Source organism: Paucibacter sp. B51 (genome assembly GCF_027863535.1).
GTDB lineage: Bacteria > Pseudomonadota > Gammaproteobacteria > Burkholderiales > Burkholderiaceae_C > Paucibacter_A > Paucibacter_A aquatilis.
The window spans coordinates 1,428,207-1,444,287 of record NZ_JAPIVN010000001.1 but is presented as its reverse complement, the minus strand read 5'-3'; the positions used below and the strand labels follow the sequence as shown (position 1 = coordinate 1,444,287).

Sequence of the window (16,081 nt, the reverse complement as noted above, 5' to 3'; positions counted from 1 at the left end):
CAGGGGCGGATTCCTCGCGAATGCCCAAGAAAGCCAGCACCATGCCCACCACCGAACAGAAATCCGCACAGCTGCGTCAAGCGGCTCTGGAGTACCACGAGTTCCCGACCCCGGGCAAAGTGGCGATCGCCGCGACCAAGCAGTTGGTCAATCAGCGTGACCTGGCCCTGGCCTACTCGCCCGGCGTGGCCTTTGCCTGCGAAGAGATCGTGGCCGACCCGGCCAATGCCTTCCGCTACACCTCGCGCGGCAATCTGGTGGCCGTGGTCACCAACGGCACCGCGGTGCTGGGCCTGGGCAATATCGGCCCGCTGGCCTCCAAGCCGGTGATGGAAGGCAAGGGCGTGCTGTTCAAGAAGTTCGCCGGCATCGACGTCTTCGATCTGGAAATCCAGGAGAACGACCTCGACAAGCTCGTCGACATCATTGCTGCACTGGAACCCACCTTCGGCGGCATCAACCTCGAAGACATCAAGGCGCCGGACTGCTTCTACGTCGAGCGCAAGCTGCGCGAGCGCATGAAGATCCCCGTCTTCCACGACGACCAGCACGGCACGGCCATCGTGGTGGGCGCCGCCTTCCTGAACGGCCTCCAGGTGCTGGGCAAGGACATCAAGCAGGTCAAGCTGGTGACCTCGGGCGCCGGTGCCGCGGCCCTGGCCTGCCTGGGCCTGCTGGTCAAGCTGGGCCTGCCCAAGGAAAACATCTGGGTGACCGACCTGGCCGGCCTGGTGTACGAGGGCCGCGTGGAACTGATGGACCCGGACAAGGCCGGTTTCGCCCAAAAGACCGACAAGCGCACGCTCGCCGATGCCATCGAAGGCGCCGATGTCTTCCTGGGCCTGTCTGCCGGCGGCGTGCTCAAGCCTGCCATGGTCGCCAAGATGGCCGCGCGGCCCATGATCTTCGCCCTGGCCAACCCGACGCCCGAAATCCTGCCCGAGGAAGTGAAGGCGGTGCGCGACGACGCCATCATGGCCACCGGCCGCACCGATTACCCGAACCAGGTCAACAACGTCCTGTGCTTCCCCTACATCTTCCGCGGCGCCCTGGACTGCGGCGCGACCACCATCAATGACGAGATGGAAATCGCTGCCGTGCGCGCAATTGCCGAGCTGGCCCAGGCCGAGCAGAGCGAGGTGGTGGCGGCCGCCTACGCCGGCGCCAATCTGAGCTTTGGCCCCGAGTACCTGATTCCCAAGCCCTTCGACCCGCGCCTGATGATGAAGATCGCGCCGGCCGTGGCCCTGGCGGCACAGACCTCGGGTGTGGCCTCGCGACCCATCGCCGATATGGACGCCTACCGCGAAAAGCTGCAGAGCTTTGTCTACGCCTCCGGCACCACCATGAAGCCCATCTTCAATGTGGCCAAGCGGGCGCTGAACAAGCGCGTGGCCTATGCCGAGGGTGAAGAGGAGCGCATCCTGCGCGCGGTGCAAGTGGTGGTGGACGAGGGCTTGGCCCGCCCCACCCTGATCGGTCGCCCGGCCGTGATCGCCGAGCGCTGCGAGCGCTTCGGCCTGCGCCTGCAAGAGGGGCGCGACTACGACGTCGTCAATGTCGAGAACGATCACCGCTACCGCGACTTCTGGCAGACCTACCACCAGATGACCGAGCGCAAGGGCGTGACGGTGCAAGTGGCCAAGATCGAGATGCGTCGCCGCCTGACTTTGATCGGCGCCATGCTGCTGCACAAGGGTGAAGTCGACGGCATGCTGTGCGGCACTTGGGGCACGACGGCCAACCATCTGCACTACATCGATCAGGTGATCGGCAAGCATGTAGGCGGCTGCCCCCGCACCCCGCAGGACGTACCCGTCTATGCCTGCATGAACGGACTGATGCTGCCGGGTCGCCAGGTGTTTCTGGTCGACACCCACGTCAACTACGACCCCACGGCCGAACAGCTGGCCGAGATCACCGTGATGGCCGCCGAGGAAATGGTGCGATTCGGCATCCAACCCAAGGTGGCCTTGCTTTCGCATTCCAATTTCGGCACCAGCGACCACCCCAGCGCGCTGAAAATGCGCCAGACCCTGGCCCTACTGCACGAGCAAGCCCCCTGGCTGGAAGTGGACGGCGAAATGCATGGCGACGCCGCCCTGGACCCGGTCAGCCGCGCCGCCACCATGCCGCGCAGCACGCTCAGCGGCGAAGCGAATCTTCTGGTGCTGCCCAATATTGATGCAGCCAACATCGCTTACAACCTGCTGAAAACAGCGGCCGGCGGCGGCATCGCCATCGGCCCGGTGCTGCTGGGCGCGGCCAAGCCGGTTCATGTGTTGACGCCTTCGGCCACCGTGCGCCGCATCGTCAACATGACCGCGCTGACCGTGGCCGACGCCAACGCGGCGCGCTGAGCGCCGACCCGAGCAGACCCGAGCCAGGCCGCGGCTGCCAACGCCCGGCCCAACGCGAACCCTCCGAGGCACTGCGGCGCGACGCCGAGCCGGAGCGCACTTGCGCACGCGCCGGAAATCGACACCAAGCACGCACCAAATTGGCGCACACAGCCCAACTCGGGCAGGGGAAAGCCCTGAAACGCGCGCCGCTCAGCGCCCTGTCACGCGACTTTTTACAAAAGTTTGTGAGAACTCACCAGGGGTTTTTGACACGTCAAACTGATGGAAATTTGCGAGGCTCCGCTGCTGTGTGCGCACACTCACAAACGCTCCGAACCCACCCATCCCCGAGCTGCCCGCTTGAGGTTTTCGGGCGGTTTCGGTACCATCATGCTTTCAGGAACAGGGTAAACCCGTGTCTTTGCTCTCTTGGCTGCCTCGGCGGCCCACTTGGCGCAACTCTGGCCTCGCAGCGATTTTGCTCGCTGCTGCGTCGATCAGCTCTCAAGTGCAGGCCAAAGAACCGGTCGCCTCGCCGAATCCGTCACTGGAATCGGTGGCCTTGACGGCCTTGCCCCGCGAAGCCCAAACCACGCACCGTCTGATTCTTGCTGGGGGACCCTTCCCCTACGCCAAAGACGGCACCGTGTTCGGCAATCGCGAGCGCATCTTGCCGCGCCAGGCCCGAGGCTACTACCACGAGTACACCGTCCGCACGCCCGGTGCCCGCAATCGCGGTGCCCGACGTCTGGTCTGTGGCGGTTTGCCCCCAACGCGTCCTGATGTTTGCTACTACACCGACGACCACTACAGCAGTTTCAAGCGCGTCCAGCCTTGAAACCCTGCAGCGAGCCGGCGGCGATAAAAAGTTCTGTGACTATATAGGAGGATCGCGACCATGCTTTTGCAGACCGTCCGTCCCAATATCGTGCAGGCCATACGGGCCTACCGCGTAGAGGACTTGATGCACGCCGCACAGGATGCTGGCCAGCATTTTCTGTACGCCAATCTGAGCGAGGCACAGTCCAAGCAGGATGTGCTGGAAGCCATCGCCCAGGCCTTCCTGTTCCCCGCCCACTTCGGCAAGAACCTGGACGCGCTGCATGACTGCATGACCGATCTGGTTCACAAGTCGGGCGCCCAGCCTGGCTTTGTCGTGGTGCTGGAACAGCTGCCCGACAACTCCAAATTCGACCGCGAAGCGCGCGAGCAGTTGCTCGATGTCTTCCGAGAAGCCGCCGATTACTGGGGCGACCGAAAAGTCCAGTTCAGGTGCTTCTATTCTTTTCAGTAGCCCGCTCCCAAGAAAACGGGTCATGGGAGCGGGCTGCTGAAGAGGCCTCCAGCGTTGCAGCCAAGCCGGCCGCGAAGAATTCCAAGGCGGCAGCCAATGCCAACTTCGGAATGAACATGCCGATGATGAGCAGCGCCTTCGACACCGCCATGTGGCTGAGCGCCGCCTGAGCGACATCAAAGTACGCAGAACCGGACTTGCTCACGCAGCGTCCGGTCACAAAAAAGGAGCCCCTGGGCTCCTTTTTTTATGGTCGGCGTCTCGCCGTGGGCCAAAGCTCAGGCGGGCTTGGACAGCTGCTGAGCCAGATCCACATACTCCGCCACCGGCACCTCTTCGGCCCGACGCTGCAGGTCGAAATGGCCGCTGAAACCGCGTGACGTCAGCCAGACGCCCAGGCTGTGGCGCAGCAGCTTGCGGCGCTGCGAGAAGGCAGCGGCCACCATCTCGCCCATCATGACGGTGTCGATGGCAGGCGGCTGGGCGTAGGGCTGCATGCGCACGATGGCCGACATCACGCGCGGCGGCGGGTCGAAGGCCTCGGGCGGCACATCAAACACCGCCTCGACGGCGTAGCGCCACTGCAGCATCACCGTCAGGCGGCCGTAGTCCTTGCAGCCGGGCGAGGCGGCCATGCGATCCACCACCTCTTTTTGCAGCATGAAGTGGTGGTCGACCACATGGTCGACCGCGCCGAGCAGGTGGAACAGGATGGGCGTGGAAATGTTGTAGGGCAGATTGCCGACCACGCGCAGCTTTTGGCCCTTGGCGGCCGCCAGGGCCGCGAAATCTACCTTCAGCACATCGGACTCGATCACATCCAGACCGGGGCGCTGCCGCAGGCGGGCGGCCAGGTCGCGGTCCAGCTCGATCACACTGAAGGACGGGATGCGCTCCAGCAAAGGCAGGGTCATGGCGCCCAGGCCCGGGCCGATCTCGACCAGGGCCTCCCCGGCCTGCGGGTCGATGGCGTCGCAGATGGACTCGATGATGTGGACGTCAGTCAGGAAATGCTGACCAAAGCGCTTGCGGGCGATGTGTTGGGCCATGGAGTTCTCGGAGCGCTTCGTCGGTGATCGTTCAATCAATCGGTCGTCAGGAAAAGGCGACCGGCGATCAGTCCAGCCACTCGCGCACTTCGACGTAGGCACGAGCGCGCAGCTCCTTGATCCACTCCTGGTAGGCCTCTTCGTACTTGCTTTCACGCAGGGCCGCTTTGGCCTGCTCGCGCAGTTGCTTGGGCTCGATCTGCACCGTGCGACGCTCTTGCACCTGGATCAGGTGCAGGCCGAAGCGCGACTGCACCGGCTCGGACAGGCCACCCAGCGGCAGGGCATTCATGGCCTGCTCGAACTCCGGCACCAGCACGCCAGGGGCCATCCAGCCCAGGTCGCCGCCCTCGGCGGCGCTGCCGTCTTCCGAGTTGTCCTTGGCCACCTGCTCGAAGCTGGTGCGGCCGGATTCGATGGCGCGCTTGAACTCAGCCAGGCGGCGGGCCGCCACTTCGGGCGTCAGCTGCGCCGAGGGGCGCAGCAGCACATGGCGAACCCGGGTTTGCACGATGGAGTTGAGCGACTCGGCACCCTGGCGCTCCACCACCTTGAGCAAATGGAAGCCTGCGCCGCTGCGCAGCAGGGAGTCGGACACCTCGCCGGTCTTCAAACCCTTGACCTGCTGTACAAAAACATCGGGCAGACGATCGGCCGGACGCAAGCCAATCTCACCGCCGAGTTGCTTGTTGCCGTCCTCAGAGATTTCCTTGGCCACCTTGGCAAAGTCCTCGCCGGCCTTCACGCGGGCAGCGGCGGCCTCGGCACGAGCCCGCCGCTCAGCCACCACGGCTTCAGGGGCGCCTTCGGGCACCGACACCAGGATCTGGGCCAGATTGAGCTGGCCCGAGGTGGTCAGCTGCTCGCGGCGCTTGTCGAGGTAGGCATCGATGTCCCCATCGGTGATTCGGATGCGGGCTGGCACCTCGCGCTCGCGGGCTCGCTCGGTCATCAGCTGGTCGCGCAGGTTCTCGCGGAAAGTGCGGAAATCCAGGCCGTCGGCTTTGAGTCGCTCCAACAGCTGAGGCATGGTCAGCTTGTTCTGAGCCGCGACATTGCCCACCACACGGTCCAGCTCCGCCTCATCAACCCTGGCGCCGGTTTCGCGCGCAAAAGTGACCAGCACCCGGTCTTCGATCATGGCCTCCAGCGCCTGCTTGTGCAGGGCATCCATATCGGGCATGCGGTCGCCACGCTGGCGTGCTTCCTCGCGCAAGCGGGCCTTGCGCTGGATGACCTCGCTGGCCGCCACCACGTCCTGGTTCACCACCACGGCGATGTAGTCGCCGGGCTTGAGATCGGCTGCGCGGTTCTGCGCCACGCCGGGCAGACTCGCCGACAGCAGAGCAAGCGCAAGAGAAATGGATCGAATCGACAGTTCAGTCATAGGTGGCTTCAGTGCTTGCCGAGCGCTCAGAGCTCAGTCGTCGGTAACCGGGAATATTGTCCCTCAAGACCTTGAGCGCATTGGAGCCCAGTTGGGACAAGCCCACCAGCTCCATCTGCAGCATCAAGCGCGTGTTCGTTTCGGCGCGTCCGGTGGACAGGCGCTCTGCGCCGACGCGCAAGACCCAGCAGCCGGCGTCGTACTCAAAGCCCAGCACCGAGTCGGTCAAACGGCGGTCGCGCAGGCTGTACTGCACGCGGCCGGCGCTGTACCAAGCTCCCGAGCAGCTGCTGCCGCCAGCGCCGCGTGAGGCCTTGCCGAACAGCGGCCATTGCCAGGCCAGCTCAACCTGCTCACTCTGCTGACGTGCCAGGCGGTAGGCCACGCTGACGGTCTGGAAGGTGCCGGGCGAGTAGCGGGCACGCAGCACGGCCCGCTCGGAGCGGCCGGTGTCGGAGTTGAACTGCAGGGCGCCATCCAGCCACCACTTCGGGTTCAGGTGGGCCGCACCCAGCAAAAGCAGGTCGGAGAAACGCTGCTTGATCGGCACGTTGTCCGGCGTGATGCGCTGGTCGCGGAACTGGAAACGCTGCACCAGGCCCAGGCGCAAAACTTCATCGCCCTCGTTAGAGTTGACCCAGCGGCTGGTCGCTCCGGCCGTCAGCTGGTGGGCGTCCGATACGCGGTCGATGCCCGAGAACTGATTGGCCGTGTAGATGGAATCGAAGTTGAAATCCTTGGCGGCCGAGTCGAAGCGCGGCAAATGGTCCTGTGCCCGGTAGGGCGTGTTGACGTAGAGCAGGCGCGGCTCCAGGGTCTGCGTCAATGCACGGCCGAACAAACGGGTCTCGCGCTCAAAGATCCAGCCATGGTCGAGGCTGAAGGTGGGCACCGAGCGGCCGGTCGAGCGCAGGCCGTTCGTGCCGGGCTGGTCGAGCAGGTACTGCGCCGCATTGAGCTCCACACGCGGGATCAACCACCAGGCCGCGCCGCCCATGGGCGCGCTGGCATGAGCCAGCAGATGGACGCGTTGGCCACCGGCTCGCACCTGGCTGGCGGGAGCCGAGGATGGCAAATCAAAGCGGTTGTACTCAAACTCCACCGCGCCTTCGATCCGGGCCTTGCGCCCCCAGGGGCGGAAGCCGTCGAGCACGGAGTCATCGGCCGCCGTGTTGAGGCGCAAGCCGATCTGCGGCGAACGCTGGTAAGGCGAATCAAAGCGGGTCAGCGGATCCAGGCCCTGCAGGGTCTGCCAATGCTGGACACGGGCGTAGGCATGGGCCTCGCCCCAGGACCACTCGCGGCGGCGGTCCACCTGCACATCGGCCTGCAGCAGGCGCTGGGTCTGGCTCTTGATGCGCTCGGGCAGGTCTTTCCAGTAATCGTCGTCGGAAACATGTTCGGCGCGCACACGGTAGCGCCAGTTCATGCCCAGCTCGCCGTCCTGCAGCACATGAAAGGCCCAGCGCGAGCGCTTGGCCAGGCGGTCGGAAGGCAGCAGGGCCAGGTTCAGCTCGCCGGCATGCTGAGGTTCGAGATAGCGGAATTCGCTGTCCACGCCGGCGCCGCGCCGCGTCATCACAAAAGGCATCAGCGTGGCGTCTCGCTGCGGCGCGATATTCCAGTAGTAAGGCACGCCGATCTCGATGCCGCTGCGCTTGTCCCAGCTGATCTTGGGCGGCAACCAGCCCGATTTGCGCTGACCGGCCAGCGGGAAGCTCAAGGTGGGCGCCGGCAGGATGGGCACGCCGTAGAAACGCAGCACCGCACCGGTGGCGATGCCCTCATTGGCCTCGAAATCCATGCTCAGGCTGCGCGCGCTGATCTCCCAGGCGCGCTGCGGCTGCCCCTCTTCGACCGGGCAGCTGCTGTAGCTGCCGCCCTCGGCCACCATGTGCTTGGCGTCGATGAAGCGCAGGCGCTCGGCCTGGCCGCTGCCACCGGTTTGCGAGAAGAAATAGCTGGGGTTGAGAAACTCACCCTCGAAACGGTTCACATACAGGCTGAGCTCGGGGCCGCGGAACACACTGCCCGCCCGGCTGACCTCCACTCCGCCCGTGGCCCGCGCCAGATCATCCACCTGGGCATAGCTGAGGCGCTCGGCCCGCAGCAGCAGCTCGCCGTAGCGCAGTTCGGCCTCGCCCTCGGCCACCGACTCCTGGTCGATGCGGGTGCTGACACTGCGTGCGCTCATCACCAGGGCCGGCTTGTGGCTGGCGTCTTCAGCGCCCTCTGCGCCTCGCTTGCCCAGCACCATGGTCGGGCGCAGCTTGACGCCCGCAGCCGACGCTTTGGGAGCAGAGGCTGCCAGGGGCGGCTCGATGGCCTGCGCTTGCGCGCCGGCCCCCAAGCACAGGCTCGCAGGCAGGCAGAGCCAGGCCCAACGCGGCCAGCAACGGGCGACCGCCAGGGTCGAAGGGTTCAGGGACAGGGGGCGCGGCACAGCGTCGGCAGGCGTCGTTAGGTGATGGCAGGAAGACTGAATCGGGGCGCGGCGCAGCCGGCAGGGCACGGCGGCTCGCAAGCCCGGCGCCGAGCCAGCGCTCGCGGTTTGTAAAATCCATTATCCATGAGGCCGCCGCCTGCCACCTGCCGCGGCAGGCCTCGGTCGGCAGGCCCCGGGTCCGTATCGCCGCCCAAGCCTGTTCGGACACCCTGCCGCTCCCTGCCCTTCAACCGCCGACCCGCGCCCTGCGCGCCGCCCTCCCCATGACCACCATTGCCTGGCCCAACCCGCAGCGCCGCGACGCATTCCAGAGCTGGCTCACACAGCTGCCGGCCGAACTCGGGCTGCAGGCTGCCAGCCTTCGCGAGGCCAATGCCGACGCCAGCTCACGCCGCTACCTGCGCCTGGACGACGCCGCCGGCCGCAGCTACATCGTGATGGACGCGCCGCCCGAGTCCAACGATGTGCGCCCCTTTGTGCGCATCGCTGCCGAGATGGCCGGCCATGGCCTGCATGCGCCCAAGGTCATCGCGGCCGACGAGGCCCAAGGCTTTTTGCTGCTCAGCGATCTGGGCAACAGCACCTACCTGCCGGTGCTGCTGAAGGCTCAGGGCGAGGGCGACAGCGCCCGCATCCAGTCCCTGATGCGCGCCGCCAGCCAGGCCCTGGTGCAGTGGCAGCTGCAGATGGACGCCAGCCAGCTGCCCATGTACGACGAGGCCTTTGTGCGCCGCGAGCTGCAGATTTTTGCCGAGTGGTGCGTGCAAAAGGAGCACGGCCAGCAGTGGAACGAGATCCAGCTGAAGTGGTGGGAGCACAGCTGCCAGGTGCTGGTGCAAAACATGCTGGAACAGCCGCAAGTGGCCATGCATCGCGACTACATGGTGCGCAACCTGATGGTCTGTGGCGAACAAAGCCCCGGCATCCTGGACTTCCAGGACGCGGTGCGCGGCCCCATCGCCTACGACCTCGCCTCCCTGCTGCGCGATGCCTTCATCTCCTGGGACGAAGAGCAGGAACTGGACTGGGCCATCCGCTACTGGGAGCAGGCGCGCAAGGCCGGCCTGCCGGTGAACGAGGACTTCGGCGAGTTCTGGCGCCAGGTCGAGTGGTGCGGTCTGCAGCGCCACCTCAAGATCCTCGGCCTGTTCTGCCGCCTCAAGCACCGCGACGGCAAGCCGCGCTATGCCGAAGACCTGCCGCGCCTGTTCGCCTATGCCATCAAGGTCAGCACCCGCTACGTGCAGCTGTCACCGCTGACCCATCTGCTGCAGGACTTGCAGGGCGGGATGGTGGATACCGGCTTCACCCTGCGCTGAAGCCAGCGCCAGCCCCCAACAAGACAAAGGCCTCGAGGCATGTGCTGCGAGGCCTTTGTTCTGGAGTCCGCCCGAGGGCGGGAACTCAGGGGTGGGCGGCCATCACCTGCGCCACCGCGGCCGTCAGGCGCTTGCCGTAGGGCACGTGCAGGAACTCGTTGGGGCCATGGGCATTGCTCTTGGGGCCGAGCACGCCACAGACCACCATCTGCGCGGCCGGGAAGCCTTTCTGCAGCATGCTCATCAGCGGGATGGTGCCGCCCTGGCCGATGTAGCCGACCGGCGCGCCGAAATGCGCCTCGCTGGCCTCGTTGAGCGCCTGGCTGAGCCAGGGCGAGAGGTCTGGCGTGTTCCAGCCGGTGGCACCGTAGGCCCCGGCGCGGCCATCGGGCACGAAGGTGACCTTGGCGTTGTAGGGCGCGTTGTCTTCCAGCAAGGCCTTGAGGCGCAGCGCCGCCTCATTGCCATCAACCAGGGGCGGCAGGCGCAGCGAGAGCTTGAAGGCGGTGAAGGGACGCAGCACATTGCCGGCGCTCTTCATCTCGGGGAAGCCGTCCACACCGGTCACCGACAGGGTCGGGCGCCAGGTGCGGTTGAGCAGCACCTCGACCGGCTCGGCCGTCATCGGCAGCACCGGGCCGCCGTCGGCCCCGCAAGCCCAGGGCATGCGCTTGTAGACCTCATCCTTGAGGATGGCGGCCGTGGCCTGGGCCTGTTCGACGCGGGCCGCGGGGATCTCGCAGTGGAAGCTCTCGGGCAGCAGGCGGCCGGTCTTGGAATCCTCCAGGCGGTCCAGCACCTGGCGCAGGATGCGGAAGGACGACGGCACCACGCCCGAGGCATCGCCCGAGTGGATGCCTTCGCTGAGCACCTCGACCTTGAGCACGCCACTGACCATGCCGCGCAGCGAGGTGGTCAGCCAGAGCTGGTTGTAGTCGCCGGCGCCGGAGTCCAGGCAGACGACCAGGGAGACATTGCCCAGGCGCTCCTTGAGCACGTCGATGTAAGCCGGCAGGTCGTAGGAGCCCGACTCTTCGCAGGTCTCGATAATGCCGACGCAGCGCGGGCGCGGGATGCCCTGCTTGTCCAGCGCCATGATGGCGGTCAGCGAGGCGTAGACGGCATAACCGTCATCGGCGCCGCCGCGGCCGTAGAGCTTGCCGTCTTCGTACTTGGGGGTCCAGGGGCCGAGGTCGTTGCGCCAGCCATTGAACTCGGGCTGCTTGTCCAGGTGGCCGTAGAGGACGATGGTGTCCTGGCAGTCGGCCTTGGTGGCGGGCACTTCAAAGAAGATCACCGGCGTGCGGCCTTCGAGGCGGATCACCTCCAGCTTGAGGCCGGCCACTTTCTTGCTCTCCACCCAGCTGGCGGCATCGCGCAGCACCTTGTCGATGTGACCGTTGGCGGCCCAATCGGCATCGAACATGGGGCTCTTGGCCGGGATGGCTATGTACTGGGTCAGCGCCGGGACGATCTCTTCATCCCAGACGCGCGAGGCGAACTCGCCCAGGGCGCTGGCCTGATCGGGCTGCAGGGGCAAGGAGGGGTCGCGAGCGTTCATGGTGGGTTCCTGCTGCTTGTGGCGGAGAAGCTTGCAAGTTTAGGCCAAGGGCCGTGCGGCCCGCTGCCGCCGGGCCTGCCCTGCGCCCCAAAAAAGAAATGCGCCCGAAGGCGCATTGCGGACCTAGCGGAGTGGAACTCAGGCCGGCTGGCGGCGGCGCCAGGCCACCAGGCCCACGAGGCCAGCGGCCAGCATCAGATAGGTTGAGGGTTCCGGTACGGCGGCCACGGTGTCCAGGGTGCGGCCGTTCAGCTGCACGGTGATGTCACCCAGATTGGAGTTCAGGAACAGGGCGTCCGAGAAGCTCAGCGCGCTGCTGCCCACGGCCGTCACATTGAAATCGATATGCGCCAGCACACCGCCGCCGTTGGCGCCGGGCACGGCGCTGAGCAGGGTGTTGGCGATGTAGCTGATCTGGCCCGCGGTGTTGTCGATGGTGCCAGTGCTACCAAAGGTGCTACCGGCCGTGCTCAGGAAACTGCCTTCCGTCACACCCAGCACTTGCAGGATGGCCGGATTGAAGTTCAGGCTGAACTGGTAGCCGTAAAGATCGCTGATGCCGGAGACCAGGATGTCGATGCCGACGGTCGAGCCCTGCACGGCCGGGTCCGGCGTGGCGACGATGGACACGCTGGGATCGGCCCAGGCCTGCGAGGCCAGGGCGCTCAGCACCAGGGCTGCAGCGGCGCTTTTCTTCAAATTCATCTTCTTCATCAGCATCAATTTCTCCTCGGGCCTGGGGCCCACTGTTCTGGCAGGTTCGACCAGCTCGTACCCTTGGGTGGGGCTTCGCCTAGCACGACCGCTCCCTGGCGGAACTGTATTGGGATGAACGGAACGTGACGTTCTTCGTGATCCGAAGTCTTTCATCAGCGCGAGGGCTTCGATACGGGGGGATTCCCCAGCCCCTGTGCGCACACCCCCTGTTCAAGGCTCAGGGTTGAAGTTCAGGCGCGCTTGCAGGGCCTGCATGGCGGCCTCCAGACGCAGCAAGGCGGCGGGCTCCAGACCGCTGCGGCAGAACACCTGTTTCACTTCGGAACCACGCTCCACCTGCCAGTTCACCCAGGCGCCATCGCGGGTGTCAGGATCGTCGTAGCTGTCCGACAGAGCGAAATAGCCCTGCTCCTCGAGCATGGCAACCAGAGCCTCGAAGTCCGCCCGTGCCAATGTGGCACGCGAATGTCGATCCACGCCGCCCAAGCGTGCCTTGCCGATCAGCGTCAACCTGGCTGTGCCATTGCGATGCAGGCTCAAGCGGCTGCTATTCGCACAAGTCATGCAATCACGTTCCAGCGTGATCACCTGAATCGGGGGGGAGGCCCCATCGCGCGGGGCTTCTCCCGCCCCGGCCGCCCCTTCGGCCACCACGCCGCAACACAGGGCCAGCAGACACAAACGCCAGGGCATACCCGGCCGGCGCATACGCACACTCATGAGGATTGACCCTCTATACAGCTCAAGAGCTTGTCATCTATCTTCGTGCACTTGTTCACGGGCTGTCGCATGGCCGGTCCTCGGAAATCTTGCGTTACTGAGTTTTCGAGGTGGATCGCACCCGCGCATCACCCCCACGAACCCCAGCCAGTTTGCCCCGAAAAAGGACACCACATGAAACTGCCTCCGTCTTCCCAGCTCCGCCGCCAACGCGGCAGCATCCTGGCCTTGAGCATGGCCTTGGCCGGCACCATTGCCGCCCCCGCCGCTTTGGCCGCCCCGGCAGCTCGCAGCAGCGGCCTGACCGCCAGCGCCAACCAACCCACCGGCGCCTTCTGGCAAGAAGCCAAGGTCAGCAAGGCCAAGGTCTCGGCCAAGGGCGCTGTGCCCTATGTCCAGCCCACCAAGTTCCGCGCCACCACGCTGGACCGCAACGGCATGGCCGCCTTCGCGGCCGGCGCGCCGCTGGAGCGCACCACCGCCGGCCAGCTGAGCCCGCTGACCATCTCCCTGCCGCACCCCAACGGCGGCTTCCAACGCTTCACCCTGGTCGAGTCGCCGGTGATGGAGCAGGCCCTGGCCGACAAGCATCCCGAGATCAAGACCTACGCCGGCCGCGGCATCGATGACCCCAAGGCCACCGTGCGCATGGACATGACACCTCATGGCCTGCACGCCTCAGTGCGCACGCCCAAGGGCAACTGGTACATCGATCCCTACTTCCACCAGGACGACAGCGTCTACGCCAGCTATCACAGCCGCGATCTGCCCAAGCCCAGCAACAGCCTGCGCGAGCCCCTGCTGAATGAAGCGCACATTGACCTGACCCGCGGCTTCTACCATGCGGGCGATGCCGTGGAAGTGCGCGGCTTCGGCTTCGTACCTGGCGCCACCGTGACCATCACCGTGCGCAACCCCGAGACCGACAGCAGCGCCCGCCAGACTTTGACCGTCGTGGCCGATCAAGAAGGCACGGTGAGCACCTCGGTGCAAGCCGATCCTTCGCGCAACCTCGGCGCCTACGAAGTCAGCGCCAGTGACGGCCACACCACCGCCACCGCCGCCTACCATGTGGTGGATGAGTCGAAGAGCCCCACGGCCGCCTCGGGCACTCAGCTGCGCATCTACCGCCTGGCCCTGTTGTCTGACCCCGGCTATGCCAACTTCCACGGCGCCGCCAATGTGACGGCCGCCAAGGTCACGCTGATCAACCGCGTCACGCAGGTCTACGAAGACGAGACAGCGATCCGTCTGGTGCTGGTCGCCAACAACGATGCACTGAACCTGAACACTGCCGCGCAGTTCTCCGACCCCAACGGTCCTTGCGGCGGCACGGCCTGCTTCCCCTCGGCCGCCGTCAGCTGCACCTCGGCCACCCTGACGCGCACGCGCCAAGTCATCGGTCTGCTTGTGGGTGCCAGCAACTTCGACATCGGCCACATCGGCGTCGGCGCCGGCGGTGGCGGCATCGCCAGCCTCGGCGTGGTTGGCGGCAGCGCCAAGGCACAGGGCTGCACCGGCCTGCCAACACCCGTGGGTGACGTGTTCGCCGTGGACTACGTGGCTCACGAAATGGGCCACCAGTTCGCCGGCAACCACACCTTCAACGGCGTGAGCGGCAGCTGCACCGGCGGCAACCGCAACCCAGGCACCTCGGTGGAGCCGGGTTCCGGCTCCTCCATCATGGCCTACGCTGGCATCTGCAGCACCGACAATCTGCAGCCGCACAGCGACGCCTACTGGTCGCAGCGCAGCTTCGATGAAATCATGGCCTACACGACCAGCGCCGAAACCGTGATCAGCGAAAGCCAGATGGCCGTGCTGCGTGGCTTCAACGCCAACGGCCTGCAATTCCAACTGCGCTACGCCGGCAACACCTCGGCCGCCATCGTCCGCGGTACCAACTTCACCACCTCCGGCATCAAATCAGCGCTGGAATCCATGCCGGGCTGGCCCAGCGGCGGCACCGTCACCGTCAGCTCGCTGACCGACAACGCCTTCACACTGAGTTTCGGCGGCACCCTGGCCGGCACCAACCTGCCCACCGTGGAGCTGGTCAACGCCTCCGCCGGTGTGACGGGTTATGTGGGTGAGATCGCCGCGGGCGGTCAAACCAACCGCCGCGGCAACCAAAGCGCAACTGGCAACAGTGCGCCGGTCGTCAACGCCCCGGCGGCCTACACCATCCCGGTGCGCACGCCCTTTGCCCTGACCGGCAGCGCCAGCGATGCCGAAGGCGACACCCTGACCTATCTGTGGGAACAAAACGACCGCGGCGCCGCCACCGGCACCGGACTGCTGACCAATGGCAAGACCAATGGCCCGCTGTTCCGCCAGTTCGGCCTGCGCGCCGAGGTCACCGAAGCCGACACGGTCAAGTACAACTCGCCTGGCGAGAACCTGGTGTCGAGCAACCCGACCCGGGTGTTCCCGGATCTGGCGCAGATCCTGGCCAACAACACCAATGCCGAAACCGGCGCCTGCCCGACGGTCTCCGGCACCGCCACGGGCGCACAGATCGACTGCTACTCGGAGTACTTGCCGACCGCAGCGTACGTCGGCTTCGCAGGCACCAACGCCAGCCCGGCCTCGCTGAACTTCCGCCTGACAGCACGTGACGGTCGCGGCGGTGTCAGCAGCGCCAACACCCAGCTGGTGCTGGCACCCAATGCTGGCCCCTTCCTGGTGACCTGGCCCAACACGGCGCAACAGCTGAACAGCGGCACGGCCTACACCGTGACCTGGAGCGTGGCCAACACCGATGTGGCACCGGTCAACGCCAGCCAGGTGAAGATCAGCCTGTCCACCGACGGCGGCTACACCTACCCGCATGTGCTGGCCGCTGCCGTGCCCAACAACGGCAGCCGCTCGGTCACCCTGCCGGTGCTGGCCGCAGAGAAGGCCCGCATCAAGGTGGAAGCCGTGGACAACGTCTTCTTTGACGTCTCCAACGCCGACTTCAGCATCAAGCTGTACGGCGATGCCAACGGTGACGGCAGCATCAGCTGCGCCGACCTGTCCATCGTGCGCGCCTCCCTGGGCAAGCGCGTCGGTCAGCCCGGCTTCGACCCGCGCGCCGACATCACCGGCGACGGCGTGGTCGACATCCGCGATATGGTGGCCGTGTCCAAGAACGTGCCCCAGTCGGAGACCTGCAACAAGTAAGTCTCCTGCCTCGCTCAGCGCCGCAGCCCTCGGGCATGCGGCGCCTCAAGCCAGCCAGCCCCGCACTGTCTTCAGGCGGGG

General features: G+C 65.9%; 12 protein-coding genes. 5 read left to right on the top strand and 7 right to left on the bottom strand.

Annotation, left to right across the window (positions count from 1 at the left end; translation table 11 throughout):
- Nucleotides 1-41 precede the first annotated feature (41 nt).
- The 3 genes from OOB33_RS06130 to OOB33_RS06120 all read left to right on the top strand — a co-directional run bounded on the left by OOB33_RS06130 (nucleotide 42) and on the right by OOB33_RS06120 (nucleotide 3,636).
- Complete coding sequence (locus OOB33_RS06130) at nucleotides 42-2,360, top strand: NADP-dependent malic enzyme (protein WP_207796019.1); 2,319 nt, start codon at nucleotides 42-44, stop codon at nucleotides 2,358-2,360.
- A gap of 490 nt (nucleotides 2,361-2,850) precedes the next feature.
- Entirely contained in the window at nucleotides 2,851-3,180 is a 330-nt protein-coding gene (locus OOB33_RS06125) for a ribonuclease domain-containing protein (RefSeq protein ID WP_394341028.1), read from the top strand.
- Between the two features lie 60 nt (nucleotides 3,181-3,240).
- The gene (locus OOB33_RS06120) at nucleotides 3,241-3,636 is read left to right on the top strand and encodes a barstar family protein (protein WP_102768452.1); all 396 of its coding nucleotides are present in this window, start codon (nucleotides 3,241-3,243) and stop codon (nucleotides 3,634-3,636) included.
- Here OOB33_RS06120 and OOB33_RS06115 read toward each other — a convergent pair.
- From OOB33_RS06115 to OOB33_RS06100, 4 genes are all read right to left on the bottom strand, one after another.
- The gene (locus OOB33_RS06115) at nucleotides 3,611-3,841 is read right to left on the bottom strand and encodes a hypothetical protein (RefSeq protein ID WP_133155221.1); all 231 of its coding nucleotides are present in this window, start codon (nucleotides 3,839-3,841) and stop codon (nucleotides 3,611-3,613) included. The two genes, OOB33_RS06120 and OOB33_RS06115, sit on opposite strands and share 26 nt — an antisense overlap.
- A gap of 73 nt (nucleotides 3,842-3,914) precedes the next feature.
- Complete coding sequence (rsmA, locus tag OOB33_RS06110; RefSeq protein ID WP_102768453.1) at nucleotides 3,915-4,685, bottom strand: 16S rRNA (adenine(1518)-N(6)/adenine(1519)-N(6))-dimethyltransferase RsmA; 771 nt, start codon at nucleotides 4,683-4,685, stop codon at nucleotides 3,915-3,917.
- Between the two features lie 67 nt (nucleotides 4,686-4,752).
- Nucleotides 4,753-6,072, bottom strand: coding sequence for a peptidylprolyl isomerase (locus OOB33_RS06105; protein WP_102768454.1), 1,320 nt, complete (start codon nucleotides 6,070-6,072; stop codon nucleotides 4,753-4,755).
- Nucleotides 6,065-8,515, bottom strand: a complete 2,451-nt coding sequence (locus tag OOB33_RS06100) for an LPS-assembly protein LptD (RefSeq protein WP_243392798.1) — start codon at nucleotides 8,513-8,515, stop codon at nucleotides 6,065-6,067. Before OOB33_RS06100 ends, OOB33_RS06105 begins: the two co-directional genes overlap by 8 nt.
- Nucleotides 8,516-8,781: 266 nt before the next feature.
- Between OOB33_RS06100 and OOB33_RS06095 the strand changes: the two genes are divergently transcribed.
- A complete protein-coding gene (locus OOB33_RS06095; protein ID WP_271008047.1) occupies nucleotides 8,782-9,837 on the top strand; it encodes an aminoglycoside phosphotransferase family protein in 1,056 nt (351 codons plus the stop codon).
- An 85-nt stretch (nucleotides 9,838-9,922) separates the two neighbouring features.
- On the opposite strand, the gene OOB33_RS06090 is transcribed toward OOB33_RS06095, so the two are convergent.
- From OOB33_RS06090 to OOB33_RS06080, 3 genes are all read right to left on the bottom strand, one after another.
- Nucleotides 9,923-11,398, bottom strand: coding sequence for a M20 family metallopeptidase (locus tag OOB33_RS06090; protein ID WP_271008046.1), 1,476 nt, complete (start codon nucleotides 11,396-11,398; stop codon nucleotides 9,923-9,925).
- A gap of 138 nt (nucleotides 11,399-11,536) precedes the next feature.
- Entirely contained in the window at nucleotides 11,537-12,118 is a 582-nt protein-coding gene (locus OOB33_RS06085; protein ID WP_223696683.1) for a cohesin domain-containing protein, read from the bottom strand.
- A gap of 207 nt (nucleotides 12,119-12,325) precedes the next feature.
- Nucleotides 12,326-12,679, bottom strand: a complete 354-nt coding sequence (locus OOB33_RS06080; protein ID WP_271008045.1) for a hypothetical protein — start codon at nucleotides 12,677-12,679, stop codon at nucleotides 12,326-12,328.
- Nucleotides 12,680-13,009: 330 nt separating this feature from the next.
- On the opposite strand from OOB33_RS06080, the gene OOB33_RS06075 reads away from it, so the two are divergent.
- Entirely contained in the window at nucleotides 13,010-16,000 is a 2,991-nt protein-coding gene (locus tag OOB33_RS06075; RefSeq protein WP_271008044.1) for a M12 family metallo-peptidase, read from the top strand.
- Nucleotides 16,001-16,081 lie beyond the last annotated feature (81 nt).

Excerpts from the sequence above, each read along its gene's own strand:
- OOB33_RS06130 (WP_207796019.1), top strand. The coding sequence starts at position 42 with ATGCCCACCACCGAACAGAAATCCGCACAGCTGCGTCAAGCGGCTCTG.
- OOB33_RS06120 (WP_102768452.1), top strand. The coding sequence starts at position 3,241 with ATGCTTTTGCAGACCGTCCGTCCCAATATCGTGCAGGCCATACGGGCC.
- rsmA (WP_102768453.1), bottom strand. The coding sequence starts at position 4,685 with ATGGCCCAACACATCGCCCGCAAGCGCTTTGGTCAGCATTTCCTGACT.
- OOB33_RS06105 (WP_102768454.1), bottom strand. The coding sequence starts at position 6,072 with ATGACTGAACTGTCGATTCGATCCATTTCTCTTGCGCTTGCTCTGCTG.
- OOB33_RS06095 (WP_271008047.1), top strand. The coding sequence starts at position 8,782 with ATGACCACCATTGCCTGGCCCAACCCGCAGCGCCGCGACGCATTCCAG.
- OOB33_RS06090 (WP_271008046.1), bottom strand. The coding sequence starts at position 11,398 with ATGAACGCTCGCGACCCCTCCTTGCCCCTGCAGCCCGATCAGGCCAGC.
- OOB33_RS06085 (WP_223696683.1), bottom strand. The coding sequence starts at position 12,118 with ATGCTGATGAAGAAGATGAATTTGAAGAAAAGCGCCGCTGCAGCCCTG.
- OOB33_RS06080 (WP_271008045.1), bottom strand. The coding sequence starts at position 12,679 with ATGACTTGTGCGAATAGCAGCCGCTTGAGCCTGCATCGCAATGGCACA.
- OOB33_RS06075 (WP_271008044.1), top strand. The coding sequence starts at position 13,010 with ATGAAACTGCCTCCGTCTTCCCAGCTCCGCCGCCAACGCGGCAGCATC.